Source organism: Leisingera sp. (genome assembly GCF_982940295.1).
Map to the genome: position 1 here is coordinate 93,293 of NZ_CEYXRG010000005.1, position 26,395 is coordinate 119,687.

21 protein-coding genes are annotated in these 26,395 nt (G+C 64.4%); 4 read left to right on the plus strand and 17 right to left on the minus strand.

The annotated features are described in order from the left end of the window. Window positions 1–6: 6 nt before the first annotated feature. Genes AC4HIX_RS06445 through AC4HIX_RS06465 form a run of 5 tightly spaced genes read right to left on the minus strand, consistent with a single transcriptional unit; the run spans window position 7 to window position 7,216 of the window. Window positions 7–1,353, minus strand: coding sequence for a CoA transferase (locus AC4HIX_RS06445; protein ID WP_490398357.1), 1,347 nt, complete (start codon window positions 1,351–1,353; stop codon window positions 7–9). Then, a complete protein-coding gene (locus tag AC4HIX_RS06450; protein ID WP_490398358.1) occupies window positions 1,350–2,504 on the minus strand; it encodes an ABC transporter permease in 1,155 nt (384 codons plus the stop codon). Before AC4HIX_RS06450 ends, AC4HIX_RS06445 begins: the two co-directional genes overlap by 4 nt. Beyond that, the gene (locus AC4HIX_RS06455) at window positions 2,501–3,529 is read right to left on the minus strand and encodes an ABC transporter permease (RefSeq protein WP_475049756.1); all 1,029 of its coding nucleotides are present in this window, start codon (window positions 3,527–3,529) and stop codon (window positions 2,501–2,503) included. Before AC4HIX_RS06455 ends, AC4HIX_RS06450 begins: the two co-directional genes overlap by 4 nt. Then, window positions 3,529–5,442 (minus strand): ABC transporter substrate-binding protein, encoded by a 1,914-nt coding sequence (locus AC4HIX_RS06460; protein WP_490398359.1) that lies wholly within the window; start codon window positions 5,440–5,442, stop codon window positions 3,529–3,531. The genes AC4HIX_RS06455 and AC4HIX_RS06460 overlap by 1 nt, the downstream gene beginning before the upstream one ends. Next, window positions 5,435–7,216, minus strand: a complete 1,782-nt coding sequence (locus AC4HIX_RS06465) for an ABC transporter ATP-binding protein (protein ID WP_490398360.1) — start codon at window positions 7,214–7,216, stop codon at window positions 5,435–5,437. Before AC4HIX_RS06465 ends, AC4HIX_RS06460 begins: the two co-directional genes overlap by 8 nt. A gap of 405 nt (window positions 7,217–7,621) precedes the next feature. Here AC4HIX_RS06465 and AC4HIX_RS06470 point away from each other — a divergent pair, with 405 nt between their 5' ends. Then, window positions 7,622–8,287, plus strand: a complete 666-nt coding sequence (locus AC4HIX_RS06470; protein WP_490398361.1) for a TetR/AcrR family transcriptional regulator — start codon at window positions 7,622–7,624, stop codon at window positions 8,285–8,287. A 31-nt stretch (window positions 8,288–8,318) separates the two neighbouring features. On the opposite strand, the gene AC4HIX_RS06475 is transcribed toward AC4HIX_RS06470, so the two are convergent. Next, the gene (locus AC4HIX_RS06475; RefSeq protein ID WP_490398362.1) at window positions 8,319–11,741 is read right to left on the minus strand and encodes an indolepyruvate ferredoxin oxidoreductase family protein; all 3,423 of its coding nucleotides are present in this window, start codon (window positions 11,739–11,741) and stop codon (window positions 8,319–8,321) included. A gap of 147 nt (window positions 11,742–11,888) precedes the next feature. Between AC4HIX_RS06475 and AC4HIX_RS06480 the strand changes: the two genes are divergently transcribed. Then, window positions 11,889–12,347 carry an Lrp/AsnC family transcriptional regulator gene (locus AC4HIX_RS06480; RefSeq protein WP_008555582.1) on the plus strand — a complete coding sequence of 153 codons (459 nt, stop codon included), beginning with the start codon at window positions 11,889–11,891 and terminating at the stop codon, window positions 12,345–12,347. 125 nt (window positions 12,348–12,472) lie between these two features. Here the strand turns inward: AC4HIX_RS06480 and AC4HIX_RS06485 are convergent, their stop codons facing one another. Continuing rightward, window positions 12,473–12,865: a DUF3307 domain-containing protein gene (locus AC4HIX_RS06485; protein WP_475049764.1), complete on the minus strand. Its 393-nt coding sequence runs from the start codon at window positions 12,863–12,865 to the stop codon at window positions 12,473–12,475. 235 nt (window positions 12,866–13,100) lie between these two features. Between AC4HIX_RS06485 and AC4HIX_RS06490 the strand changes: the two genes are divergently transcribed. Beyond that, entirely contained in the window at window positions 13,101–16,058 is a 2,958-nt protein-coding gene (locus AC4HIX_RS06490) for an ABC transporter transmembrane domain-containing protein (protein WP_490398469.1), read from the plus strand. A 32-nt stretch (window positions 16,059–16,090) separates the two neighbouring features. Then, window positions 16,091–16,939: a fumarylacetoacetate hydrolase family protein gene (locus AC4HIX_RS06495; RefSeq protein WP_490398363.1), complete on the plus strand. Its 849-nt coding sequence runs from the start codon at window positions 16,091–16,093 to the stop codon at window positions 16,937–16,939. Window positions 16,940–17,084: 145 nt separating this feature from the next. Here the strand turns inward: AC4HIX_RS06495 and AC4HIX_RS06500 are convergent, their stop codons facing one another. The 10 genes from AC4HIX_RS06500 to AC4HIX_RS06545 form a co-directional block, all read right to left on the minus strand. Next, complete coding sequence (locus AC4HIX_RS06500; protein ID WP_490398470.1) at window positions 17,085–17,369, minus strand: ArsR/SmtB family transcription factor; 285 nt, start codon at window positions 17,367–17,369, stop codon at window positions 17,085–17,087. A gap of 122 nt (window positions 17,370–17,491) precedes the next feature. Beyond that, on the minus strand, window positions 17,492–18,724 hold the full coding sequence (locus AC4HIX_RS06505; RefSeq protein ID WP_490398364.1) for a mandelate racemase/muconate lactonizing enzyme family protein: 1,233 nt from the start codon (window positions 18,722–18,724) through the stop codon (window positions 17,492–17,494). Between the two features lie 3 nt (window positions 18,725–18,727). After that, entirely contained in the window at window positions 18,728–19,096 is a 369-nt protein-coding gene (locus tag AC4HIX_RS06510) for a hypothetical protein (protein ID WP_490398365.1), read from the minus strand. 24 nt (window positions 19,097–19,120) lie between these two features. Continuing rightward, complete coding sequence (locus AC4HIX_RS06515) at window positions 19,121–20,212, minus strand: Zn-dependent alcohol dehydrogenase (RefSeq protein ID WP_490398366.1); 1,092 nt, start codon at window positions 20,210–20,212, stop codon at window positions 19,121–19,123. Window positions 20,213–20,382: 170 nt separating this feature from the next. Continuing rightward, on the minus strand, window positions 20,383–21,720 hold the full coding sequence (locus AC4HIX_RS06520) for a lyase family protein (protein ID WP_490398367.1): 1,338 nt from the start codon (window positions 21,718–21,720) through the stop codon (window positions 20,383–20,385). Then, entirely contained in the window at window positions 21,720–22,430 is a 711-nt protein-coding gene (locus tag AC4HIX_RS06525; RefSeq protein ID WP_490398368.1) for an alpha/beta fold hydrolase, read from the minus strand. The genes AC4HIX_RS06520 and AC4HIX_RS06525 overlap by 1 nt, the downstream gene beginning before the upstream one ends. Beyond that, window positions 22,423–23,214 (minus strand): 3-oxoadipate enol-lactonase, encoded by a 792-nt coding sequence (gene pcaD / locus AC4HIX_RS06530; RefSeq protein ID WP_490398369.1) that lies wholly within the window; start codon window positions 23,212–23,214, stop codon window positions 22,423–22,425. The genes AC4HIX_RS06525 and pcaD overlap by 8 nt, the downstream gene beginning before the upstream one ends. Window positions 23,215–23,347: 133 nt before the next feature. Then, window positions 23,348–24,544, minus strand: a complete 1,197-nt coding sequence (locus AC4HIX_RS06535; RefSeq protein WP_490398370.1) for an endonuclease/exonuclease/phosphatase family protein — start codon at window positions 24,542–24,544, stop codon at window positions 23,348–23,350. A gap of 43 nt (window positions 24,545–24,587) precedes the next feature. Continuing rightward, on the minus strand, window positions 24,588–25,565 hold the full coding sequence (locus tag AC4HIX_RS06540) for a threonine ammonia-lyase (RefSeq protein ID WP_490398371.1): 978 nt from the start codon (window positions 25,563–25,565) through the stop codon (window positions 24,588–24,590). Then, window positions 25,562–26,392 (minus strand): alpha/beta fold hydrolase, encoded by an 831-nt coding sequence (locus AC4HIX_RS06545; RefSeq protein ID WP_490398372.1) that lies wholly within the window; start codon window positions 26,390–26,392, stop codon window positions 25,562–25,564. Before AC4HIX_RS06545 ends, AC4HIX_RS06540 begins: the two co-directional genes overlap by 4 nt. Window positions 26,393–26,395: the final 3 nt, after the last annotated feature.

The window sequence follows — 26,395 nt, forward strand, 5'->3', positions numbered from 1 at the left end:
ATCCGGTTATTCGGGCCCGCAGGCCGCATCGCTGCCGCACCGCGCAGCGGGCAGGGTCCAGCGGATCGGGGCCGCGCAAACCCGGAGCGGCGGTTCCAGACGGCGGCCAGGCCCCCAGCCGCTGCGCTCGGTCTCCGTGGCATAATCACTGTCCGCCGGGGCGGTCAGGTCCGGTCCTTCGGCAGATTTTGGCAGTCCGGCAAGCAGCTCAGCCGTGCGCGCGAGAGAAAGATGCGCTGTGGGTACATTCGCTCCACGGGCCGCTTCGGTGAGCGCTGAAAGCACGGCGGCCGCCATCAGATAGCCTGTGGCATGGTCCAATGCCTGCACCGGCAGCGGGGCGGGTTTGTCCGTCCCGGCCCAGGCACGGCCGGCATCGGCGATCCCTGCGCTCATCTGCACCAGGCTGTCGAAGCCGCGGCGGGCCGCCCAGGGGCCGGTCCAGCCGTAGGCGTCCAGCGTCACCTCCACTGCGTTGGGAGCAATCTGGCGGCGGCTGTCCGCCCCGTAGCCGAGCCCGTCCAGCGCGCCGGGGCGGTAACCGTGCACAAGCACGTCCGCATTCGCCAGCAAGGTCTCGAAGACCAGCCGGTCTTCGCCCTTGGTGAGGTCCAGCGCGGCCATGCGCTTGCCTAGGGAAATGTCGGTGATCACCCCTGGCTCATCCCAGCCGGGCGGGTCGATGCGCAGCACATCGGCGCCGAAACCAGCCAGCGTCCGGGTCGAGACCGGCCCGGCAAGCACCCGGGTGAGGTCTAGCACACGCAACCCCGCCAGCGGGCGCGATGCCGTTGCCTGCGGCCGGTCCCGCAACCGGACAGCGCGGGGAGAGGTCCACTGGATCAGCGGCTCCGGCGAGACGGCGCGGCCTTGCGGATGCGCCAGCCAGTCCGCGCGGCTGCGCATGGCAGCAGCCACACCGCCTTCGGAGACGATTTCATTTTCCAGCCTGTCCGCCTGCCAATCGCCCACCGTGGCGGCCACGGCGCTGCGCTCGCCTGCGCAGCCAAGCACCCGCAGCGCGGCTTGGCGGTGGTGCGGCAGGTTGGTGTGCAGGCGGATCCAGCCGTCCTGCGTTTCATACACCCCGGCAATTGCATCCCACAGGCTGGGGAGCTCCCAGCCCTCTGGGCGGAAGCTGTAGCTGAACCAGAGCGACGCCAGCCGCTGATCTACAGTGACCTCCGGGGCTGAGGGCGTGAGGTTCAGCGCCTCGATAAGCTGCGCAAGCTCCAAACCCAGGGCGGCAATCGAGGCGTTGGCCAGCTCCGTTACCGCAAAAGCGCTGCGCCATTGGCCCGTGCCGGTAAGGCGGTAGGAGCCCACAGCGGGCAGGGCGGTAAGCAGCGTCATTGCTGGTAGGGATCCAGACTGTCGCGCAGACCGTCGCCGAGGAAGTTGAAGGCAAGCACGACGATCACAATCGGCAGCATCGGAACGGCCAGCCAGGGATAGATTTCCACCGCTGTGAGGTTCTGCGCGTCATTCAGCATTACCCCCCAGCTGACCGCCGGCGCGCGCAGGCCGAGGCCAAGGAAGGAGAGGGCCGTTTCGCCCAGGATCATCGCCGGGATCGACAGAGTGGCCGAGGCAATCAGGTGCGACATGAAGTTCGGCAGCAGGTGTTTGCGGATCACCCGGCCGGAAGAGGCGCCCATCATCTCGGCTGCGCGGACGTATTCCTCTTCCCGCAGCGACAGGAACTTGGAGCGCACCGAACGGGCCAGCCCGGGCCAGTCGAGAATGCCGAGGATGATCGAAATGATGAAGAACACCGCAACCGGCGACCAGTTCGACGGCACCGCGGCAGACAACGCGAGCCACAATGGCAGCTCCGGCAGCGACCGCAGGATCTCGATCACGCGGTTCACCATCCAGTCGATCCGGCCGCCGAAATAGCCGGCAACGCTGCCGAAGAAGATGCCGAGCACAAAGGAGACCGTGATCCCGATCAGGCCCACCGTCAGAGACAGTTGCGCCCCGTAGGACACGCGGCTGAAGATGTCGCGGCCCAGGCGGTCGGATCCCAGGATGAAGATTGTCGCGTCTTCGCTCGCACAGAACAAGTGCCGGTTGCTTTCGATGAAACCGGCCAGGTGATAGGTGCTGCCTTCGCAGAAGAACGACAGCCTGAGGGGACGCGAGGTGTCCGGCTTGAACTCCCATTGAAAGGTTTCGAGATTTGCCTCGGATGTCATTGGATAAACGAACGGTCCGACGAATTCACCCTCGTGAAACAGCTTGATGGATTGCGGCGGCGAATAAAGATGCTCTGAAAACCGCTGATTGGGGCCGTAAGGCGCAATGAACCCGGCAAACGGGATCAGGCCGTAGGCGATCAGCAGGAAGATGCCTGAGATCAGCCCCAGCTTGTGCGTCTTGAACTTGCGCCAGACCAGCAGCCAATTGGGGGCGTCCAGATCCTTGCGCTCCAGCTCCAGCAATGAGGCCTGCGGGTCGAAGGGTTCGTCGTCGACGTAACGTCCATCAGGCAGCTGGGTCATGCGTCGCGCCCCTCGTAGCGGATTCTGGGATCAAGCAGCACCAGCAGCACGTCGGAGATCATGGTGCCGATCAGGGTGAGCAGGGCGACGAACATCAGCACGAAACCCGAGAGGAACATGTCCTGGGTCTTGAGCGCGGTCAGCAGGGTCGGGCCGATTGTTTGCAGCCCCAGCACCACCGACACCAGCACCGAGCCGGAAATCATCGCGGGCAGCAGGTTGCCGATATCGGCGACAAAGGGGTTGAACGCGACCCGCAGCGGGTATTTCGCCAGCATGCGGGAGGGCGCCATGCCCTTGGCGATGGCTGTTTCCACATATGGCTTGCCCAGTTCATCCAGCATGTTGGCGCGCAGCCGCTGCATCATTGCGGAGGCGCCGGCGGTGCCGATCACGAAGGTTGGCACGATAAGGTGGACAAGGATGGATTTCACTTTCTCCCAGTTCATCGGCGCGCCTTCGAATTCGGGCGCCATCAGTCCGCCGATCGGCAGGTCGAACCAGCGGTGGCCGTAGTAGAACAGGATCAGCGCCAGCAGGAAGTTCGGCGTCGCCAGCCCCAGGTAGCCGACAAAAGCGGTGGTGTAGTCGACCCAGGTACGGGCGCGGGCGGCGGCCAGAACCCCCAGCGGCAGCGCCACGGCGTAGACAAACACCACCGCAGCCAGGTTCACCAGGACGGTCAGCCACAGGCTGTCGCCGACGATATCGGCCACTGGACTGTCGAACTCGAAGGACCAGCCGAAGTTGCCCTGGATCATGCCGGAGAACCCGTGCGGTCCGGGCATGAAGCCCATCCAGATCATGTACTGCTGCCACAGCGGTTTATCGAGCGCATATTCCTTGCGCAGGAACTCCGCCTTGGCGACACCCGCGGACTGGCCGGTGGCTTGCAGCTCTGCGATCTGGTTCGACAGATAGTCGCCGGGCGGCAGGTTGATGATGGCAAAGATCAGCACCGACACCACCAGGAGCGTGAGCAGCATGGTGCCAAAGCGGTAAATGGCGTATCGCAGGATTTCCATCAGCCTTCGCCATCCACGAAAAAGAACTCATCCGGATGGTAGACCCCGAAGTGCGCGCCCGGATCCCAGGCCCAGATCGCCTTTTCCGGCACATTGCGCAGGCGGTTGCTGACCACGACGGGCTGCGGGGCGGCGGCCACCACGCCGATGGCGTAGACCTGGTCCGCGTGAATCCTCAGCATCTCGCGCCAGGCTGCTGCGCGTTCCTGCTCGGTGGTGGCCATATTCCAGTCCTGCAGCAGTTCCATCAGCCGCTGGGCAGGGGCCATGTCCGGCGGCTCACCTGCGTCGCCGCCGGTCTGGTAGTACTGGCCCCACTTCGGCCAGGACAGGAACACCTGATCGGTAGGTGCCAGATAGGCGGGCGAGGTATAGGCCTGCGGCAGCCCGTTGTCCCAGCCGAACCAGGCGGAGGACATAGTTGTACCGGAAAACACCCGGTTGCGCAGGATGTCGCGGTCCAGCGGCCGCATCACCAGTTTCACACCGACATCGCGCCAGTCGTCGGTGATGATCTGCAGCGCGTTCTCCACCTCTTCACGCTCGCCCGCGGTTTCCACCACCAGCTCCATCCGCCGCCCGTCAGGCAGGTAACGAATGCCGTAGCCGTCCTTGACGGTAAGGCCCGCCTCGTCCAGCAGCTGGTTGGCCAGTTCCGGGTCGAAGTCCGCCCAGGCTTCGCGCAGGGCGGGATCGAAGAATTCGCTTTGCTCCAGTACGGTCATGGCGCCGGGCTTGGCCAAATTGAAATAGAGCGCCCGGTTGATGGCGCGCCGGTTGATGGCCAGCGACAGCGCCCTGCGAACACGCACATCGCGCAGGATTTCGCGCCAGACCGGGTCATTCACGTTGAGATTCGGATAGATGGCAATCTGCGACGCAGCGCCCGAGCCCCAAAGATAGGTCTTGTAGTTGCGGCCGTCCTTCTCGCCCTTGCGCAGGATCGGAATGTCGCGAAAGCCGAGGCCGCGGGCCTGAAGGTCGGTCTCGCCCGCATTCGACTTGGCCGCCACCAGCCCGGCAGTGACGATCTCCATTTCCACCGTGTCGATATAGGGCAGCTGCACACCGCGGCTGTCGATCCGGTGATAGTAGGGGTTGCGCACGAACTGGTGGCGGATCTTCTTGCCTGGTGAAGCGTTGATCCAGGGCTGCAATGTCGGAAGCTCGTGGTTATCGAACTTGTACATATTGTCGTATTTGTTGTGCAGCGCCGCCCAGCTTTTGACGCGGGCATAATCGACTTCCTCCGCCAGAACCTCCGGGTCGGCATAATCGGCATGGAATTGCTTCAGGTAGTTTGCCGGCCGGTAGATGAAGGGCGGGCGGGCCTGCGCCAGCAAGTGCAGGAAGCCCGGATTAGGCGCGTCCCACTCGTAAATGACGGTGCTCTCGTCCGGAAAGCTCACCCGAGGCAGATTGCCCAGCACCCGCATGAAATCTGGCGGCCCGGCCGGGCTCAGCAGTTCGTTGTTTGCAACGTCTTCCCACCAGTACCGGAAATCGGCCGAGGTAAAAGGTTCGCCGCTGGACCAGCGGTGCCCGGGGCGCAGTTTCAGAGTGAAACGGCGGTTGTTCTCATTCTCGAAGCTCAGCAGGATGTCCGGCTGCAGCTGGTAATTCTCGTCATACCCGGCCAGCCGCGCGTAGCCGTAGACTACCATCTGGCGGATGTCCTTGGAGCGGGTGACCATGGTGTTCAGGGTGCCGCCCTGCACGCCGAATTCACGGCCCTTGGCCGCCAGGTCCACAACAAGCGGCACCTCGGGGATGCGTTTGGCGGCAGCCGGCATGTAACCGGCTTTGACTTCCGAACTCCAGAAGGCGCTCTCCTGCACCTCGGGGCCGGCCAGTGCGCTGAGCGGTGCCAGGCAGAGCGCAGCGGCGAGGAGGGGTTTCAGGGCATCAAACATGGCAGCGTACCTTGTGGCCGTGTTCCAGGTGGAGCATGTTCACCAGCGGCGGCGCTTCGGCGCCGTCGAAGCGGAACTCCTCTGGCCAGCATTCCGGTGCTCCCGCGCCCTGGGCCACCAGTTTCAGGTCGATAGGCCGGTCGATATCAGGCTCCGGCTGGGCGGCGATCAGCGCCTTGGTGTAGGGGTGCTGGGGATTGTAGAACAGGGTTTCAGGCGGCGCCTGCTCAACGATCAGTCCCCGCCGCATCACAGCGACTTCATCTGCAATCCGGGCGACCACCGCCAGGTCATGGCTGATGAACAGGTAAGACAGTTTTTGCCGCTCCCGGATCTCTTCCAGGAGCCGAAGGATCTGTTCCTGCACCGAGACATCCAGCGCCGAGGTCGGCTCATCGCAGACGATCAGCGCCGGGTCCAGCATCAGCGCGCGGGCGATGGACAGGCGCTGGCGCTGGCCGCCGGAAAACGCGTGCGGGTAGCGCTTCAGCATGTCCGGCGACAGGCCGACCAGGCGCAGCATCTCCGCCGCCTTGTCGCGGCGCTCAGCGCGGCTGCCGATGCGGTGGATGTCCAGCGGCTCCACCAGCGTGTCCTGGATGCGCATGCGCGGCGACAGCGAGGAATAGGGATCCTGAAACACCATCTGCGCCTGCCGCTGAAAGGCAGTTCGCGCTGCGCGGTCCATGTTGTGAACGGTCACCGGCGGTTCTCCGGCCGCCGGGCGGAACAGTACCTCGCCGCCCGGGTCGGGCAGTTCTGCCCCCAGCGCGATCCGCGCCGCGGTAGTCTTGCCGGAGCCGCTTTCACCGACGATCGCCAGTGTTTCGCCGCGGCTCACCCGCAGATCGATTTCGCGGCAGGCATGGATCAGAGTTGGCGCCTGCCAGCCCTTACCAGCCCTGAGCGTGTAGGTCTTGGAGACCGATCTCATCTCCATGATCAAGTCTTCGCGCGAGGGCGGGATGGCGACAACGGCTTCGTCCGGGATGCCAGGTGCGGCTTTGAACAACGCCTGTGTGTAGGGATGGGCCGGCGCGCGCAGCATCGGCTCGGCGCCGCCGGATTCCATTACCCGGCCCTTGTGCATCACCACCACTTGCTCGGCCATGTTGGCGACCACGCCCAAGTCATGTGTCACCAGGATCATCGCCATGCCGGTTTCGCGCTGCAGATCCTTCATCAGCCCCAGCACCTGCGCCTGGGTGGTCACATCCAGCGCAGTTGTCGGTTCGTCGGCGATCAGAAGCTGCGGTTTTGCCACCATCGCCATCGCGATCATCGCCCGCTGGCGCATGCCCCCGGACAGTTCAAACGGATAGGAGCGGTAGGTCCGTTCGGGTTCCGGGAAGCCGACCCGTTCAAAGCACTCCAGCACAATTTCGCGGGCTTCGCGCTCGCTTTTGCGGCCATGCAGCCACAGAACCTCGGACACCTGATTGCCGATCCGGTGCAAAGGGGACAGGGATCGCATGGGCTCCTGAAAGATCATTGACACAGTGTTGCCGCGCACGTCGCGCATCCGGCGTTCTTCCAGCGTGGCCAAATCCAGCTGGTCCTTTCCGGTATCCAGCATGATACGCCCGGAGCGCAGCTGCGCCACTTTCGGCAGGATGCGCAGAACCGCACGGCAGGAGATCGTCTTGCCCGAACCGCTTTCCCCGACCAGGGCCAGCGTTTCGCCTGGCCTGACAGCAAAGCTCACGTCCTTGACGACGGAATCGTCCTTGTTGAAGCCGATGCTGAGGTTTTCGACGGATAGCAGCGGGCGCATTCAAATGTGTCCGCCCGGCTGGTTCAAGGCGTGCATGAGATCTTGTGTTCCCCTGTTTTTTGGCCTCACCTTCGCGCGCCGGGGGCGGTTTAGTCAAACCCCATTTGGCCAGAGGCCCGCGATGAAAGGGAAATTTTACCGGCTATGGCACGGTGCAGCCTGGTGCCGCGGGGGCTATCCGCCCAAATTTGTGCCGGTTTCGTGACAGTTCCGCGTACTGGAAGCCGGGCGAAAACGTTTGTCTGCCAGCACCTTCAGGTGCGATACGGCCCGGCAGTGCAGGGCCTGTGGCCTGCAAGCCACTTGGCCTCCGCATCTGTCGCCGGCTTGTGGCATTGCCATGTTGGCGCTCGCAGCACGCCCGGCCTAAGATGATCAGGATGCGAATGATCCAAAGGGCCGCACATGGCGCAGAAACCTGTTCTTCACCGCGACGATCCCAAGGCGGAGCCGCTGATCGGCAATATCAAGGTCACCCGCAATGACTGGCTGAATGTGGCGATGGATGTGCTGATCTCGGACGGGGTGGAGCAGGTCAAGGTGCTGGCGCTGGCAGAGCGGATGCAGGTCTCCCGGTCATCGTTTTACTGGTACTTCAAGTCGCGCCAGGATCTGCTGGATGCGCTGCTCAAGACATGGGAGCAGACCAACACCACGGGTATGGTGCGCCAGGCTGAAGCGCCGGCCAAGACAATCACCGGGGCGGTGCTGAACGTGTTCCACTGCATCACCAACCCCACCCTGTTCAACACGGCGCTGGATTTCGCCGTACGCGACTGGTCGCGCCGCTCCGGCAAGGTGCGCAGCCTGCTGGACCGCTCGGACCGCCGTCGCGTCGAAGCCTTGACCGGCATGTTCGAGCGCTACGGCTACCCGGAGCGAGAGGCGGTGACCCGCGCCAAGGTGCTTTACTATATGCAGCTTGGCTATGACATGGCTGATCCCAACGAAAGCCACGCTCACCGGCTGGAGGTGACGCCGGAATACCTCAAGGTGTTCACCGGGCGCGAACCGCTGCCGGAGGAAATGGAGGCTTTTACCGAGTTCACCCGCCAGCACTGGGACGTGTAACGCGCCGGCCCGGACGGGCCGGCGGCGAAGGTTACAGGCTGCTGAGCGTTTCCTCGGCCTGTGCGCGGACGTCCTTGGCGGCCTGCAGGCGGACCGGGCCGTAACCGCGGATCTCCATCGGTGCTTTCAGCAGTTTCAGGCTGGCTTCGCGCTTGTCCGCGCCGTAGCGGCGCGCGACGGTGTCCAGAACCCCTTCATACCACGCCAGCAGATCACGGTGCAGCCGGGCCTCCTCGTGATAGCCGAAGATGTTGAAGGCCGAGCCGCGCAGCGTCTTGCCCTTGGCCAAGAGGTTCATCGCCGGGCGCAGCCAGGCGCCAAACGCCCGTTTCACCGGACGCCCCCGCGCATCCCGCTTCCAGTTCATCAGCGGCGGGGCAAGGTGGTATTTGACAGAGAAATCGCCCTCGAATTCCTCCTCCAGCTGATGCCGGAATCCGTCGCTGGTCAGCAGCCGGGCGACCTCATACTCGTCCTTGTAAGCCATCAGTTTGAACAACGACCGGGCGGCGGCGGCGGTCAGCTCTTCCTGCGCGTCGCGGGGCAGGGCGTCGCGGAACCGGTTCAGGGCTGCGGTGTAGCGGCTGGCATAGGCCATGTTCTGATAGCCGGTGAGGAAGGTGGCGCGGCGTTCGATCAGCTCGTCCAGCGTCTCCTCTTTCTCCGGAGTCTCCTCGTAGTGGCTGGCAACCAGGTCCGGGTCCACCGCCATTGCGCGGCCGATTGCGAACGCGAGGCGGTTCTTGTCGATCGCAACGCCATTCAACTCAATCGCCTGATCCAAAGCGCCGGCGCTGACCGGCACCAGCCCCTTTTGCCAGGCAAAGCCCAGCATCATGACGTTGGCCAGCACCGCATCGCCGAGCATCTTTTCCGCCGCCTCGTTGGCATTGAAGCCAGAAAGGTTTTGCGGGCCGACAGCCTCGGCGATGGTCTTCTCGCGCACGCCGGCCATCAGGTCGGCATCGCGGCGCAGTACCAGGTCGCCGGTGGGCATCTCTGCCCGGTTGAGCACCACCTTGGTGCCGGCCCGGTAATGAACCGAAGCCTTGGGCGCCGAGCTGACCACCACATCGCAGCCGATCACAGCATCCGCGCCGGCCTGATCAATCCGCACCTGGTTCAAAGTCTCCGGAGCAGTGGACAGCCGGATGTAGCTCAGCACCGTGCCGAACTTTTGGGCAAAGCCGGTGAAATCCAGCACGCTCGCACCCTTGCCTTCCAAATGCGCCGCCATGGTGATCAGCGCGCCCACGGTTACAACTCCGGTGCCGCCAACCCCGGTGACCAGCAGGTCGAACGGTTCCGCAAACGACGGCAGTTCGGGCGCGGGCAGCTTGGCCGTCAGCGCGGCGGCATCCAGCCCGGCGATCTTCTTTTTGCGACGGGTTGCGCCCTCCACAGTAACGAAGGACGGGCAGAAGCCGTTCAGGCAGGAAAAGTCCTTGTTGCAGGTCGATAAATTGATCTTGCGCTTGCGGCCAAAGGGCGTCTCCTTCGGCTCAACGCTCAGGCAGTTGGATTCCACCGAGCAATCGCCGCAACCCTCGCAGACCAGATCGTTGATGAAGGCAAAGCGTTTCGGGTCCTCCATCTTGCCGCGTTTGCGGCGGCGGCGCTTCTCGGTGGCGCAGGTTTGTTCGTAGATCAGCACGGTCACGCCGGGGATCTCGCGCAGTTCCCGCTGCACCGTGTCCAGCGCACTGCGGTCGTGGAAGGTGGTGCCGGCCGGGAAGTCGCCACGGCTGAACTTGCCGATATTGTCCGACACCAGGGCAATCCGCTCCACTCCTTCGGCGCGGCAGGTCTGGGCGATGCCATGCACCGACACGGGCCCGTCCACCGGCTGTCCGCCGGTCATCGCCACCGCGTCATTGTAAAGGATCTTGTAGGTGATGTTGGTGCCGGCCGCGACCGCCTGGCGGATCGCGAGGCTGCCGGAGTGGTACCAGGTGCCTTCGCCCAGGTTCTGGAACACATGCTTGTTGCCATTGAACTGCGAGGCCACGGTCCAGGGCACGCCTTCACCGCCCATCTGCGCATAGCCCGCGGTCTCCCGGTCCATCCAGCTCGCCATAACGTGGCAGCCGATGCCGGAAAACGCCTTGGACCCCTCGGGCAGCTTGGTCGAGGTATTGTGCGGGCAGCCGGAGCAGAAATAGGGCGTGCGGGTGGCACCGGGCACGTTCAGCACCTTCGGCGGCTCCGCAGTCAGCGCCGCCGCCTTGGCGGGCAGGTTTTCCTCCGGGAAGAACTTGTCCAGCCGCGCCGCGACGATGGGCGCCAGCAGAAGCGGGCTCAGCTCGCCGGTCCAGGGGATCAGCGGGTTGCCTTCGCTGTCGTATTTGCCGACCATCTTCTCCGGCTTGTTGCCGGGCCAGTCATAGAAGTTTTCCTTGAACTGGCTCTCGATGATGCCGCGTTTCTCTTCGACAACCAAGACTTCCTGCTTGCCCTTCACGAACTTCAGTGCATCGGTCCGGTCCAATGGCCAGACCATGCCAACCTTGTAGATGTCGATTTTCAGGCGGCGGCAGGCGGCCTCATCGAGCCCAAGAAGCCGCAGCGCTTCCATCAGGTCCAGATGCCCCTTGCCGGTGGAGACAAAACCGAAGCGCGCGTCCTTGATGTCATAGATCCGCTTGTCGATCGGGTTTGCCTCGGCAAAGGCCCGTACGGCGTCCAGCTTGGCGTGAATGCGGGTCTCGATTTCAGGCGAGGGCAGATCGGCGCGGCGGATATGCAGCCCGCCGGGGTAGTCCGGCAGCTCCGGGTAGAAGAACTCGCGGTCCGGCCGCAGCTCGACCGAGCGCGCGCTTTCCACTGTTTCCGACACTGCCTTGAAGCCGACCCAGGTGCCAGAGTACCGGGACAGTGCAAACCCGTATTCGCCAAAGGTCAGGTATTCCGAAACATCTGCCGGGTTCAGCACCGGCATGAACCAGGACATGAAGGCCACATCGGACTGATGCGGCATCGACGAGCTGACACAGCCGTGGTCGTCGCCGGCCACGACCAGCACACCGCCCTTGGGCGACGACCCGTATGCGTTCCCATGCTTCAGCGCGTCGCCGGAACGGTCGACGCCCGGCCCCTTGCCGTACCACATCGAAAACACGCCTTCGACCTCGCAGTGCGGATCGAGCACCGCCTGCTGCGCCCCCAGAACTGCGGTGGCACCCAGGTCCTCGTTCACGGCGGGCATGAACTTGATCCGGTTCTCCTGCATTCGCGTCTTGGCGCGCCAGAATTCCAGGTCCACCCCGCCCAGCGGCGATCCGCGGTAACCCGACACAAAGCCGGCGGTGTTCAGTCCCGATTCGCGGTCGCGGCGGGCCTGGTCCAGCATTACCCGGGCCAGCGCCTGGGTGCCGGTCAGGAACACCCGGCCCTCGGTCATGTCATATCGGTCGTCCAGCTTGTAGCTGCGGAAATCGTGGCTCAGCTTGGTCATCGCAGGGGAAGTCCTTGCACGGATTCTATGGATCGCGGAAAGATAATCCCCTCAGGCTGGAAAGAATTGCCAGACTTGCTGGTTTTGCGCAGATTTATGGGTATATTGACCTATAGTGGGCATAGTCACGGAAAATCTCACCGGAAAATGAAGCTTGATCGACGCGACCGCCGCATCCTGACCCTGCTGCAGGAGGATTCCCGCATTTCCAATGCCGACCTGGCAGAGGCGGTGGGCATGTCGCCGTCTGCCCTCTGGCGCCGGGTCCGGGCTCTGGAAGAGGCAGGCATTATCGAGCGCTACGGCGCGGTGGTGAATGCGCCTGCCATGGGGCTGGGGTTTCAGGCCATCGTGCATGTCCATCTGACGCGTCATGACCCGGACAAGCTGGTGGAGTTCATCCGGGCGGTGGAAACCAGCCCGCTGGTGCAGGAATGCTATGCCACCACCGGCCAGGCCGATTACCACTTGCGGGTGCTGGCTCCTGATCTGGACGCCTACAACCGTTTTCTGGAGGACTTCCTGTTCCGCTTGCCAGCGGTTGCCAGTGCCCAGACCAATGTGGTGCTGCGCACAATCAAGCGGGACAAGCCGGTGGTGCCTTGAACACCACCCCAGCCGGGGCGGGACCGGCGTATCTGGAAAAAAAACTGAAACCGCGAGTTGGACATTTCACTTTTCCGGAAAATACTCCGGGGGTCTGGGGGCCGGCCCCCAGCCGCCGGCCGCACTCACATCGCGGCGTATTTCACCCAGGCCCAGGCCATCGCAATATAGGTCAGCTGATGCAGCGCCTGATCCGAGCCCATCGCCTGCCAGAACATCGCCTGCTGCGGGTTCAGCTTGCGCCGCTCGGAGAACCGGGCCTTGCCGAAGTCGATGTGGAAGTGCACCACCCATTCCAGCACTCCCAGCACCAGAATGAACATCACCGGCGCACCGGACAGTAAGAAGACGATGGCCGAGCCGATCACATGAACCCCGGCATGCTGGGCGCGCCCCATGTGCACATAAGCGCAGCGGCCGGACAGCATCTTCGGCGTTTGCAGAAAGAAGTCGGCAAACAGGTGTTTGACCTGCAAAGCGCAGAGCAGCAGCAGAACAGATCCGACATAATCCGGCAAACCGAATGACCTCCAGCATGTGTACCTCGCTGGAACCTTACGGATTTTTTGCCGCCTGGCAAATGCCGCGCCCGCAAGGTGCCGCAACGGGACGAAGCGGGTTTCTGCCCATTGCCTGTCCCCGGTAAACCGCGCTACCCATAAGACAGCCTAATTCCGAAGCCGCCATTGATGGAGCTTTCCCATCGAACGCTCTCTGTTCCGTTTCATCTGGAAATACTCGAAACGCGATCAGCTGGTGCTGCTGGTTGTTACCGCCTGCCTGTTCCCGCTGCTGTATCTGACGCTGGAGCTGCCCAAGCGGATAATCAACGATGCAATCGGCTCGGAAACCTCTACCGTCACCGTGCTGGGCTACAGTTTTGACCAGCTGACCTTCCTGTGGATCCTTTGCGGCGCGTTTCTGGTGTCGGTGCTCTGCCACGGGCTGCTGAAGATGCGGATCAACACCATGAAGGGGGTGCTGGCCGAGCGTATGCTGCGCCGCTTCCGCTACCAGCTGATCGCCCGGGTGCTGCGTTTTCCGCAGCCCTACTTCGAACGCGTCAGTCAGGGTGAACTGGTGTCGATGGTGACCTCAGAGTCAGAGCCGATGGGCGGGCTGATGGGCGATGCGGTCAGCCAGCCGGTGCTGCAAGCGGGCCAGATGCTGACCATTCTATTTTTCCTGTTCCTGCAGAACTTCTGGTTCGGCATGGCCGCGATAGCACTGATCCCGCTGCAGGGCTGGCTGATCCCGATGCTTCAGCGGCAGATCAATCAGCTCAACAAAAAGCGGATCAAGCAGGTCCGTGCTCTTGCGACCGAAATCGGGGAAAGCGCCGCGGGTGCTGCGACGCTCAGGATCAACGGCGGCTGGCGCTACCGGATGGCAGTGATAACCGACCGGCTGGGGCGGCTGTACGACATCCGTTTCCAGATTTACCAGAAGAAATTCTTCATGAAGTTTCTCAACAACTTCATAACTCAGCTGACGCCTTTTTTCTTTTATGCCGTCGGCGGCTACCTGGTGCTGCAGGGTAAGGTATCGCTGGGGGCGCTTGTGGCAGCGCTAGCGGCCTACAAGGACCTCGCCGCGCCGTGGAAGGAGCTGCTGGCCTATTACAACCAGACCCAGGATATGAGCCTGCGCTGGGACGTGGTTCTGGAACGCTTTGCGCCTCAGGGCATGGTTGGCGAAAAGCTGATGACCGGGGAGCCGGAAGAACTGGCGCATCTCAACGGGGATATCGTGCTGGACTCCGTCACCGTTCGGGATGCCGACGGAAACCTGGTGCTGGAGGAACTGAGCGCGGCTTTCCCGGCAGGGCAGGTGATCGGGATTGCCGCCCCCTCGGAGGAAGACAGGCGGGCGCTTGCGGAGCTGCTGACCCGGGAGATTCTGCCGTCTTCCGGCACGGTGACTGTAGCAGATCAGAACCTCAGCGGTATGCATCAGGCCACGCTGGCGGCGCGGATCGGTTATGCCACTTCGCGGCCAGTGCTGTTCCAAGGGTCCTTTGGCGACAACGTGATGATGCCGATGCGGCTGCGCCCGCTGGGCGAAGGGCAGGACCTGGAGCGGCTGGAAACCGCAGTGCGTGCGGGCAACAGCCCGGATCCCTTTGACGCGGCTTGGCTGGACCCCAAACTGGCGGGGTTCTCCAGCGAGGAGGAGCTGCGGGACTGGTGGCTGAAACTGGTGGAGGGGATCGGCTCAGATACAGCCCTGTTCCGCCGCGGCATCGACCAGTATTTCGAGTCCGCGGCTCATAGAGAGCTGGCAGACCGGCTGGTTAAGCTGCGCCCGGCTGTGCGTGAGGAAATCGAGGCCGCGGGACTGGACGTCCACGTGCATTTCCTGGATGCCGGCAGCTACAACCCGGCGCTGCCGGTTGCGGAGAACCTCCTGTTTGCCGCGTCCCAGGAAACGATGACGGTCGAAACACTGCAACGGCATGCGGAGTTTCTCGCCCAGCTCAAGCAGCTTGGGCTGGATGAAGGGTTGGTGTCGCTGACCCGTGACGTGGTGGAGATGCTGCGGCAGATCTTTGGCATGGATGGCACTGGCCACCCTCTGTTCCGCAAGCTGGGGCTGGATGTCGAGGCCTATGAAGCAGCGATTGCACTGGTAGACCGGCAGGGGCCCGGCGATATTGCGGGCCTCAGCCGTGAGGAACTGGCGCAGTTGCTGATCGTGCCTTTCACCATTTCCGCAGAGCAGATCGGCCCGGCCTTTGAGGACGGGATGAAGGACCGAATCCTGAGCTTCCGAAGCAGTCACGGTGAGAGTCTGCTGAAATCGCTGGGCACCAGCTTTGTGCCGTTCTCCGGCGACAGTTTTGCACCCACTTTGACGGTTCTTGAAAACGCGCTGTTCGGCAAGATCTCCGATGCGGCCGGCGGCAAAGCGGATGAGGTGCGCAAGCTGGTGTCGGATCTGATGGTGCGCGAAGGGCTGCGTGACCAAGTGGTGGAACTGATCTTTGACATGCCGATCGCCGTCGGAGGGCAGGGGCTGGCGGCCAGCTTTGCCGAGCCGCTGGCGTTCTGCCGGGCCACTATCAAACGGCCGGATATCCTGATCCTCGATTCTGCCATGGCGAGCTATGATCTCGAAACCCGGGTGGCGGTGCACAAGAACCTGCGCAAACTGCTGCCGGATACAACGCTGATCTACCTGGCGTCCGGTTTCCAGAACCCGGACGTGTTCGACGTCTTCTATGAACTGCGCCAGGGGCGGCTGGTCAGCGACGAAGCGCAGGCGGTGGCGGCAAGCGAGGGGGCAGCCAGCCAGGACCTGGCCCGCAAGCTGCGGGCGCTGGAACAGACAGAGCTGTTCTCCGGCCTGAACCGCCGCCAGCTGCGCCTGCTGGCCTTTGGTGCGCGCTGGTATGAGGCCAAGGACGGCGAGGTGGTCTTTCTCAAGGATGATGTGGCCTCGGACGGCGCATACATGATCCTCGAAGGCGAAGCGGGTCTTTATCTGCCGCAAGAGGGTGAGAAGGACCGGCTGATTGCCAAGGTCGGCCCGGGACGGCTGGTCGGGGAGTTGGGCCTGATCCGCCAGGAGCCGCGGGCGCTGAGTATGATTGCGGAGAGCGACCTGCGCTGCCTGCGCATCGGCGAAGAGGAATTCCTGGCGGTTGTTGAAAACGATGCCTCGACCGCCTTCAAGCTGCTGCAGGTGGTGGCGGGCTACGTCTCCAACTGAATCGGAACAATCAGGACACAGGGAAGACACTCATGAAACTGCTGCGATACCGCACTGGCGCAGATGTGCGGCCGGGACTGCTGGACAGCGCTGGCGCGGTCCGGGATCTGTCGGCGCATGTGCCGGATATCACGGGGGCTGTTCTCGATGTCGGGACCTTGGCCCGGCTGGCCGCGCTGGATCCGGAGACACTGCCGCTGGTGCCGGGCCAGCCTGACCTGGCGCCGTGTGTCGGGCAGACGGGCAAATTTCTGGGGATCGGCCTCAACTACACCGATCACGCCGAGGAAATGGATATGGCGCTGCCAGAGCATCCGATCCTGTTCCTCAAGGCTACGTCTTCGATGGTTGGAGCAAACGACGACGTAGTCCTGCCGCGCGGGTCGGTCGCATCGGATTGGGAGGTGGAGCTGGGCGTGGTGATCGGCACCGCCGCCAAATACGTGGCCGAAGAAGACGCACTGGACCACGTGGCGGGCTATTGCGTGATCAACGACGTGTCGGAGCGCGACTATCAGACCAAGCTGACGGGACAATGGACCAAGGGCAAGAGCTGCGACACCTTCGGACCCGTGGGCCCCTGGCTGGTGACCCGCGACGAGGTGCCCGATCCGCAGGCCCTGTGGCTGACCTGCGACGTGAACGGTGAACGCCGGCAAACCGGCAGCACTCAGACGATGGTGTTCACGGTGGCGCAGATCATCGCGCATCTAAGCCAGCTGATGACCCTGCACCCGGGCGACGTGATCGCCACCGGCACGCCGCCGGGTGTGGGCATGGGGATCAAGCCCGCGCCGGTCTACTTGAAACCGGGCGACGTGATGCGGCTGGAGATCGAAGGCCTGGGTGTCCAGACCCAGACCGTGCGCGCGGACGGCTGAGGCACAGCGGGGCGCTCCAGCCCGTCCTGGCGCATTCGCAGAATGCACCGGACGGTGGGGCGTGGCGCTGCGCACAGCGCAGCGCGGGTTCCGCTGCGGAGCCAGCTGGCACTTACTTTTCTTAGGGGCCTGAGATGCCCGCCGGTCAGGTACCGCCGCAAAAATGCTTATAAAGCAGCGCAATGGTCTCTTCAGTTTTCCGGTCCTGCAGCGAGTAGTACACCGTTTTCCCTTCGCGCCGGGTTGCAACCAGGCCTTCCTCGCGCAACCGGGCCAGCATCTGGCTCACCGCGGCCTGGCGCATGTCCAGCAGGCCCTCGAGTTCTCCGACCGACCGCTCGCCCGCGCCTAAGTGGCACAGAATCATCAGCCGCCCCTCATGGGCCAGCGCCTTGAGGAAGGCAGCCGCGGCAGCGGCGCTTTCCTGCATGTTCTGCGGGGTTTCCGGGGGAAGGGCGTCTTGGGGCGAAGGGGGCAATGCTCAGGTCCTGCGGTCGTCTTTTCCCGGCAACATGACCCTTTCCGGCGGCCGAGTCACCCCGCAGTTGCATTTCACTTCACAATAGGCGGAGAGCCACCGGCGAAGGCATTTCCATTGGCATAATCGCAGGGGGCTTCCTGCATGTTGAGGTGCAGATCGCTGCCGGTGAAGGGATGCGCGCGCGCCAAATCCTCGTCCACCTCTATGCCCAGACCGGGCGCTTCCGGCGGCGTCACAAAGCCGTTTTCCACACGGATCGACCCCTTGATCAGCTGGTCGTGGAACGGGGTTTCGATGGTTTCCAGCAGCAGGATGTTGGGGATTGAGGCGGCGAGGTGGATGTTGGCGGCCCATTCCACCGGCCCGGCATAGAGATGCGGCGCCATTTGGGCGTTGAAAACCTCGGCAATCGCGGAGACTTTTTTCATTTCCCAGATGCCGCCGGCCCGGCCAAGGGCGGGCTGCAGGATCTCCGCAGCGCCTGCACGCAGCACGGCGGCGAATTCGGACTTGGTGGTCATCCGCTCGCCCGTGGCCACCGGAATACGCACGTTGCGGGCGACGCGGGCCATGTCTTCAATGTTGTCGGGCGGCGTGGGCTCCTCGAACCAGAGCGGGGAATAGGGCTCCAGCGCCTGGCCAAGGCGGATGGCGCCTGCAGTCGTGAACTGCCCGTGGGTGCCGAACAGCAGATCCGCCTTGTCGCCAACCGCCTCGCGGATTGCCTCGCAGAAAGCCACCGACATCGAGATGTCGGACATTGCCGGCATGTGGCCGCCGCGCATGGTGTAGGGGCCTGCCGGGTCGAATTTCACTGCGGTGTAGCCTTCGCTCACCTTCTGCGCCGCCGCTTCCGCCGCCATCTCGGGTGAGGTCCAGAACGCCGTGATGTCATGCTGCGGCAGCGGGTAGAGGTAGGTGTAGGCGCGGATTCGCTCGTTCATCCGCCCGCCGAGGAGCGCATGGATCGGACGGCCGCGGTCCCTGCCCAGAATGTCCCAGCAGGCAATCTCCAGCCCCGAGAACGCGCCCATCACCGTCAGATCAGGGCGCTGGGTGAAGCCGGAGGAATAGGCGCGGCGGAACATCAGCTCGATGTTTTCCGGGTTTTCCCCCGCCATGTGGCGGCCGAAAACGTCGCGGATCACATGGGTCATTGCATCGGGGCCAACCGAGGACGCGTAGCATTCGCCCCAGCCGGTGATGCCGGTGTCGGTGGTGACCTTCACCAGGATCCAGTAGCGCCCGCCCCAGCCGGGCGCAGGAGGGGCGGTTACAATGACGTCCAGATCCTGCAGTTTCATGGCCTAGCGCTCCGCTGCCGCATCGAAGGCGGCCAGTTCCCGGTTGATCTCTTCGATGGCATCTTGCGGGGCAAGGAAGGTGACGTCCGCCTCGCCGCCGCGCTCCATCATCACCTCGATTTCGAAATGCGCAGGCGTGCCGTCAAAGTCGCCGTCGATGCGCCAGCGGCGGTTCTGCCGTTCGGCAAGCTCCGGCAGCGCCGCGGCAATCTCGGCCGCCAGCCCGCCGGGCAGGCCGAAGCGGGAGTTATTGGCAAGGCGGGTAAGGAAGGGGGCAATCTCTTCCACTGCAAAAAGCATCGACGTGTCCGAGGTGGCCGGGGCGGGTTTCACCGCTTCAGGCTTGAACAGGCTGGTCAGGAATTTCAGCACGTGCTGCGCTCCGGTTTGCGGGTGTCAGCCAAACACAATCACATTGCGCTTGGCAGAGCCAGTCTTGGTGTCGGCAATGGCCTCGTTGATCTGCTCCAGGGACCAGCGGCCCGAGATAAGCTCATCCAGTTTCAGGCGTCCCTGCTGGTAGAGGTCGACCATCCACGGGATATCACGCTGTATCACCACATCGCCCATCTTGGAGCCGATCAGCCCCTGGCCCACGGCGGCCAGAACAACAGGTTCATAGCTGGCCTTGGCGCCGGAGTGCGGCATGCCGATCAGCACCGCCTTGCCGCCGCGGGCCAGATAGCGCGGGGCCTGCTCATAGGCCGGAATGGCACCAACTGTGACCAGCACCGCGTCTGCGCCACGGCCGCCAAGCGCCTTAATGGCTGCCTTCCAGGGCTTGTCTTCCGTCGCCAGAACCCCGTGGGTGGCGCCGAATTCCTTGGCGATCTCCAGCTTCTCCGGGCTCATGTCCACGGCAACGATGCGGCGGGCGCCGGCAATGCGGGCGCCCTGGATGGCGTTGAGGCCAACACCGCCGGCACCGATCACTACTACGTCCTGGCCCGCCCGCAACTGCGCGGCGTTGACGACAGCGCCGACACCTGTGATCACCCCGCAGGAGATCAGCGCCGCCACGTCCTTGCCCATGTCTGCGGGGACCTTCACGATCTGGCGCTGGTCCACCACCACCTTCTCGGCAAAGGCACCGCATGCCATGGCCTGCTCCAGCGGTTTGCCGTCGGCGGTCTTTAGCGGGCCAAAATTCACACCGTCATAGGGTGTTTCACAGATCACCGGCCTGCCGCCCGCGCAGGACGGGCAGGTGCCGCAGCTGCGGATCAGGGTGACCACAACGGAGTCGCCCTCAGCAAATCCCTGCACGCCCTCGCCAACGCTGGTAATCACCCCGGCCGCTTCATGCCCGTAGACCGCAGGCAGATGCCCGCCCCAGGCCCCTTCGGCATAGGAAATATCGCTGTGGCAGATGGCAACCGCGTCCAACGTGACCTCGACCTCGCCCATCCCGGGCGGCGCCAGCAGGATATCTCCAATCACCAGCGGGGCACCGAATTCATGGCAGACGGCGGCTTTGATGGTTTGCATGGTCTTCCTCCCCGTTTTCAGGCAGGGTGCGCGGCAGGTGCTCTGCAAGCAAGCCGGAATGCGGCAGCGGGGCGGCGATTTTACGCTACGGAAGATTTGCTGCGCAGGAGCGCCGCGCAGCCAATGGCCGTAAGGAACAGCGCGAACACGCCTTCTCTCCTCAGTGTCCTTTACTCGCTGTCCAGATCCTCAGCCCGCTTGGCAAACTGCAAGGCCTCCCAAGGCGCCCGGCCCATCTGCTGCGCCGGGTCAAACAGCGCCGCCGCGTCCAGATCCGGATAGTCGCGCGCCACCAGCTCCCGCAGCGGTGTTTGCGAGCTTTGCGCCTCCCGGCACAGTGCCTTCACCGCCGCCTGCGCATCGGGCCGCGGCATCCGCTCCGCCAGGGCAAAGCTCAGCGCCTCGGCGTGGATCATGTCCAGCCCGCCTGACAGCGCGGCAGCCATTGCCTTCGCATTCGGTGCCAGTCCCGCGCACAGGTCCTTGCCCGTCCTCGCAGCGCTGGCCGCGCCCAGCACGATCTGCGGCAGGCACATCCATTCGGTGAACCAAGCCGCCCCGTCGCGCTGGTGCTGCTGCATTGAGGCACCCTGCAGGACGGAGAACAAGCCGCTGCCCTGCCGCGCCAGCGCCGCCAGCACCGACGGCGCCACCGGGTTCTGCTTCTGCGGCATGGTGGAGGAGGCGCCAGCGCCGCCCAGCGAAATCTCTGAAATGCCGCTCTGCACCAGCGCGATGCAGTCCTCGCCGATCTTGCCGAATGCCAGCGTCACCCGCTGCAGCCAGTCCGCAATCCGCAGGATAGGTGTGCGGTCGGTGTGCCAGCTGCGCCCGGGATCCTGCAGTGCCAGCCCCTTGGCCATCGCTGCGCGCACCTCGGCTGCCTTTGGCCCCAGTGCGCCGGACGTTCCCGCGGCTCCCGACAGGGAGACCATCAGGCACGATTGGCGCAGCGCGGGCAGTTCCTCCACCAGGTTCAATAACGGGGTGCCCCAGCCTGCCGCCACCGCCCCGAAACTGGTGGGGGTCGCGTGCTGGCCATAGGTGCGGGCCGCCATCGGCAGCTCCGCATGGGCTTTGGCCAGCTTGCCAAGCGCCTTTGCGGCGGCCGCGGCATCCGCTTCCACCAGCGCCAGCACCTGGCGCAGCCGCAGCATCAGCGCGCTGTCCATGATGTCCTGCGAGGTGGCGCCCCAATGGACATACTGTGCATGTTCCGGCGCCTTCATCTCCTCGCGGAAGGCGGCGACTAGCCCCGGCACCGGCACGCCGTTTTGCGCCGTGGGCTGTTTCAGAACGCCGGGGTCAACGGCGATTTCAACCACCGCACGGGCAATTGCCGCGGCGCTTTCCTGCGGGATCACGCCCGCTTCGCCTTGCGCCTTGGCCAGTGCGCCCTCCACCAGAAGCATGGCACGCACCTCTGCACTGTCCGAAAACAGGCGGCTAGCCTCGCCGCAGCCGAAAAGCCCGCCATAAACCGGGCTGTCAAAAACCGAACCTGCCATCAGAAGTCCTTTGCGATGTGCCCGATCAGATCCGCGAGCCCCTCTGGGTCCGCAAAGAAGGGCGAATGGGAAGTGTTCATGTCAAAGACCCGCTGCGGCGGCAGCTGCGCCGCCATCTGCGCCTGGTATTCCGGCGGAATCACCCGGTCGCCTGTGCAGCGGATATAGGCCTTGGGCACGCCTTCGAACCGGTCGCTCAGTTGGATCGGCGTGTCTTGAGGCGGGATCGGTTGCGGGCAGAGGTGTTCCAGCGCGAACCTCACCGCTTCAGCCGGGCAGTCGTGATAGAACAGCTCCGGCGCGGTCTCTGCCACAAAGCTGTAGCTGGTGCCGGCCGCATTCTTGGCGGTGGCACCGGTCAGCGTCTGCTGCGGCCCGGCCTTGCGCATATCGATTAGGGACATGCCGCTGACCGGGATGTAGCTGCACAGGTAGATCAGCCCGCGCAGGTTGTCAGGTGCGGCCTCTGCCGCTGCGGAAATGGGGAACCCGGCCCAGGAATGGCCCAGCACGATGGTGTCCGGGGTCGAGGCCGCCAGCACTGCGTCAGCGGTCTCTGCCAGTGTGATCCCCGCCGGGTCGCGCCCGTCGCGATGGCCGGGCAGGGTGATTGTGCGGGCAGTGTGGCCGCGCGCTTCCAGCGCCGGAACAACATCGCGCCAGCACCAAGCGCCGTGGCAGGAGCCGTGAACCAGGAGAATGTCAGCCAATGTGCCCGGTCTCCCTCAGGAAGGCGGTCAGCCGCGCCGCGTATTCGTCAGGCTGCTCGACGCAAGGAATGTGGCCCGCGCGGCGGATCAGGTGGAACTGGCTGCCGGGGATCAGGTCCACCGTCTCGCGCACCAGATCGGGCGGGGTGGAGCCGTCCTCAGTGCCGGCGATGCCAAGGCAGGGCAGCCGCAAGCCGCTGGTGGGGGTATAGAAATCAGTGCCCGCAATCGCCGCGCAGCAGCCGGCATAGCCGTCGCGGGATTGCTGTACCAGCATGTTGCGCCACAGCTGCAGCTCCGGCGTGGCGCGGAAGCCACGGGCAAACCAGCGCTCCATCACCGCGTCGGCCAGCGCTTCGATGCCGTCGGACTGCACTGTCTGCACCCGCTCTTTCCACATCTCTGCGGTGCCGATCTTGGCGGCGGTGTTCGACAGCACCAGCGCCCGGATCTGATCCAGCCGCTTCACCGCCAGCCCTTGCGCGATCATGCCGCCGATCGAAAGCCCCACGAACATGCAGTCGCGCACCTGCAGATGGTCCAGCAGTCGCTCCGCGTCCCGTACCAGCGCGCCCATCGAATAGGGCGCGGGCGGGCAGGAGGACAGGCCGTGGCCGCGCTTGTCATACCGGATAATGCGCAGGCCCGCAGGCAACCGGTCCACCACCGCATCCCAAACCCTAAGGTCGGTGCCCAGCGAGTTGGCAAAAACTATGGGGGCGCCGTCCGGGTCCCCGTCAACGCGGTAGTGAAGCTGGACATCGCCCAGGTCTGCAATCTGCATGGAGCGCCTCTTTGCTGTTCCGCCGCACTCTACCTGCGCCCGGGCAGAGAGGTAAACCAGCCGCCTGCCGCAGGCGGGGGAATTTTCTTGAGAAAGAAAATTGGCCGGAACAATTGCATTTTTCCGGCGCGCCTCAGCCGCGCAGCGCCATGTGGGCCATGATTTGCCCGTGGTCGGAGGCCAGCTTGTTATATGGCGCCTCCGGGTGGCTGCCGTCAGTGAGATGATCGTTGAAAACGCTGTAATACTGCATTTCCCCTATGGCACCGGGCCAGGCTGGATCGAAATGGCGCGACATGTAAATCTGGTCGACGCTTTCATGCACGCCGCCAAAGGCGGTTGTGAAAACCACGTCGCGCAGGGATTTCTTCAAGAACATCTTCTCGGCCGAGCGCAGCCGCACCCGGTCGATGGCCTCGCGGATAAGCGCGTCCTCTTCTTCGCTGTAGCGGTCGCCGGGGTGCTTGGCGTCATGGCGCAGCATCCAGGTGTAGTTCTTGAACGGAACCTCGCCGGAGATGATTTCGCTGCTAACCGCATGCTCGCCGTCGTTGAAATCCCCCAGCACCATCACCGGGCGTCCGCGGTCCAGCTCGTCCAGTACCGCGCGGCGCAGCACCCAGGCCTCGCCCATCCGCCTGAGCGCCGCCCGCAGCGATCCCATCGCCCGGCCCGCCGCATCATAGGCGGTCAGCACCGTTTCGGGGGGGTAGGGCGCGCCTTGCGGCTTGATGTATTCCCCCAGTTTCGATTTCAGATGGCAGTTGAACACGCTGATCACCTGATCCCCGGCCGGCACCCGAACCTTGAGGATCGGGCGCGACAGGCGGCGCAGGGTGTAGAAACCGGCGTCTTCTTCCTCGCCCAGGCAGGCCATCGGGATGTCCAGCGGCTGCTCCAGATCCTGGATCACCTCCGGCTCATCTGCAAAACCGAAGCGCGACAGCACCGCCAGCCCGGGCCGCCGCTTGCCCGGTTCGCCAGTGTCGTTGGCGTTGGGGGCAAAAGCCAGCTCGGCTTCCGCATAGGAGGCATAGGCCAGCTTCTGGAAAATCGCCTTGCGGTGATAGCGCTTCGAGGGGTCGGGGATGCTGGCGGCGTTGGCCTCCGCACCGCGCCGGTCGGTTTCGGCAATGACCTGGCGCAGCGGCGCTTCGTCAAAGATCTCCTGAAACCCCACGATGTCGGCGTTCAATGTCAGCAGCTGGTCGGCCATCCAATCCGCCTTCCAGGCGTATTCCTCCGGCGTGTAGCTTTGGAAGCGGTAGTATTCCCGCTCCGGTCCGATCAGATTCTTGACGTTGAACGAGGCGATAGTGAAGCGTGTCATGAATGCCCCCTGACTGCCGCGCAGAAAAACGCGCGGCCAGGGGTCAAGCATAGCGCGAGAGCGCCTCCCGGAACAGCTCTGCATCCACATTGCCGCCGGTGGCGACCGCGATCACTGCCCCGCCAGTGATCCGGTCCGGATGGAACAGCGCGGCGGCCAGCGATGCCGCGCCGCCGGGTTCCAGCACGATCTTCAGCCGCAGAAAGGCAAGCGCCATCGCCCGCATCGCCTCCTCCTCGCTGATCACCAGCCCCGGCCCGCACAGCCGGCTGAGGATCGGAAAGGTGATCTCGCCCGGCTGCGGTGTCAGGATCGCATCGCAGATTGAGCCGGACTGGCTGGGATTCGCGTGGATTTCGCCCGCCGCCAGCGACCGGGTCACATCGTCGAACCCCTCGGGCTCCACCGGCCGCACCCGCAGGCCCGGCGCGCGGGCCTCCAGCGCCAGCGCAATGCCCGAGGACAGCCCGCCGCCGCCGCAGTTGACCAGCACATCCGCTTGCGTGACGCCTTCGGCGGCGGCCTGTTCCGCGATCTCCAGCCCCGTCGTGCCTTGTCCCGCAATCACCTGCGGCTCATCATAGGGCTTGATCAGCGTTAGTCCGCGCGCTTCCGCGTATTGCGCGCCCACAGCCTCTCGGCTCTCGCCGCCTGCGCGGTCATACAGCACCACCTCGGCGCCCAGATCGCGGGTATTCTGGATCTTCAGCCGGGGCGCGTCGGCGGGCATCACGATCACCGCAGGCACCCCATGCGCCTTGGCTGCCGCTGCCACGCCTTGCGCATGGTTGCCGCTGGAATAGGCGATGACACCGCGCTTGCGCGTCTCTTCCGGCAGCGCAGAGACCGCCGACCAGCCGCCGCGGAACTTGAACGATCCGGTGTGCTGCAGGCATTCCGCCTTCACGAACATGCGGCGCCCGGCGATCTCGTCCAGAAACGGCGAGGACAGGAGCGGGGTGACGCGGGCATGGCCCTTCAGCCGCTCCGCCGCGGCGTCGATCATAGCAATTGAGGTCATTTGACGTGGTCCAGAACTGAATGAATGAGGGCGAGCGCTTCGGGTTCGTCCAGAAACGGCACATGGCCGCGGTTGGCAATTTCCGCCGTGTGCAGGCCGGGCAGGCGGCGCTGCATCTCTGCGAAGGTTTCCGCGCTCAGAATGTCCGAGTTCGCGCCGCGGATCACGCCACTGGGCGGCCCTTCCAGCGCCAGGAACAGCGGCCACAGGTCCGGGGCCGGGCCTGCTTCGGCCTGCGCCAGAAGCGCGTCGCGCAGGCGAGGGTCATAGCGTAGGCTAAGCCCCTCCGGACCCTGGTCATAAAACGCTTCGGCTTCCTCGCGCCAGCGCGCCGCGGGCACATCCGGGAAGGCCGGCGCCATCAGCGCCGCCAGCGTTTGCGCGGCTTGTGCATGGGTTTTGGCGGCCGGGCGGCGGCCCACATATTCCATGATCCGGGCAATGCCGCCCGGGGGAAATTCCGGGCCCACGTCATTCAGGATCACCGCCGCCAGCCGGTCCTTGGCCATCGCGGCCAGCGTCATCGCCACCAATCCGCCGCGCGATGTGCCCAGGATCGCGGCGCGCTCCAGTCCCAGATGATCCAGCAGCTCCAGCACATCCTGCGCCTCGCGCAGCACGTTGTAGTTCGCGAACTCGGGGTCACGCGCCGACTGCCCCCGGCCACGCGCGTCCAGGGTGATCATCCGGTATTGCCCGGCATGAGGGGCGAAATAGCGAAAGTCCCGGCTGTCGCGGGTGAGGCCCGCCAGGCAGAGAAGCGGCTGGCCCGCGCCGCTGTCGGAGTAGTACAGCCGCAGCCCGTCTCTGGTTTCAAAGAACGCCATTGC

Coding starts and splice junctions, on each gene's coding strand:
- AC4HIX_RS06445 (WP_490398357.1), bottom strand. CDS start 1,353: ATGACGCTGCTTACCGCCCTGCCCGCTGTGGGCTCCTACCGCCTTACC.
- AC4HIX_RS06450 (WP_490398358.1), bottom strand. CDS start 2,504: ATGACCCAGCTGCCTGATGGACGTTACGTCGACGACGAACCCTTCGAC.
- AC4HIX_RS06455 (WP_475049756.1), bottom strand. CDS start 3,529: ATGGAAATCCTGCGATACGCCATTTACCGCTTTGGCACCATGCTGCTC.
- AC4HIX_RS06460 (WP_490398359.1), bottom strand. CDS start 5,442: ATGTTTGATGCCCTGAAACCCCTCCTCGCCGCTGCGCTCTGCCTGGCA.
- AC4HIX_RS06465 (WP_490398360.1), bottom strand. CDS start 7,216: ATGCGCCCGCTGCTATCCGTCGAAAACCTCAGCATCGGCTTCAACAAG.
- AC4HIX_RS06470 (WP_490398361.1), top strand. CDS start 7,622: ATGGCGCAGAAACCTGTTCTTCACCGCGACGATCCCAAGGCGGAGCCG.
- AC4HIX_RS06475 (WP_490398362.1), bottom strand. CDS start 11,741: ATGACCAAGCTGAGCCACGATTTCCGCAGCTACAAGCTGGACGACCGA.
- AC4HIX_RS06480 (WP_008555582.1), top strand. CDS start 11,889: ATGAAGCTTGATCGACGCGACCGCCGCATCCTGACCCTGCTGCAGGAG.
- AC4HIX_RS06495 (WP_490398363.1), top strand. CDS start 16,091: ATGAAACTGCTGCGATACCGCACTGGCGCAGATGTGCGGCCGGGACTG.
- AC4HIX_RS06500 (WP_490398470.1), bottom strand. CDS start 17,369: ATGCAGGAAAGCGCCGCTGCCGCGGCTGCCTTCCTCAAGGCGCTGGCC.
- AC4HIX_RS06505 (WP_490398364.1), bottom strand. CDS start 18,724: ATGAAACTGCAGGATCTGGACGTCATTGTAACCGCCCCTCCTGCGCCC.
- AC4HIX_RS06515 (WP_490398366.1), bottom strand. CDS start 20,212: ATGCAAACCATCAAAGCCGCCGTCTGCCATGAATTCGGTGCCCCGCTG.
- AC4HIX_RS06520 (WP_490398367.1), bottom strand. CDS start 21,720: ATGGCAGGTTCGGTTTTTGACAGCCCGGTTTATGGCGGGCTTTTCGGC.
- pcaD (WP_490398369.1), bottom strand. CDS start 23,214: ATGCAGATTGCAGACCTGGGCGATGTCCAGCTTCACTACCGCGTTGAC.
- AC4HIX_RS06535 (WP_490398370.1), bottom strand. CDS start 24,544: ATGACACGCTTCACTATCGCCTCGTTCAACGTCAAGAATCTGATCGGA.
- AC4HIX_RS06540 (WP_490398371.1), bottom strand. CDS start 25,565: ATGACCTCAATTGCTATGATCGACGCCGCGGCGGAGCGGCTGAAGGGC.
- AC4HIX_RS06545 (WP_490398372.1), bottom strand. CDS start 26,392: ATGGCGTTCTTTGAAACCAGAGACGGGCTGCGGCTGTACTACTCCGAC.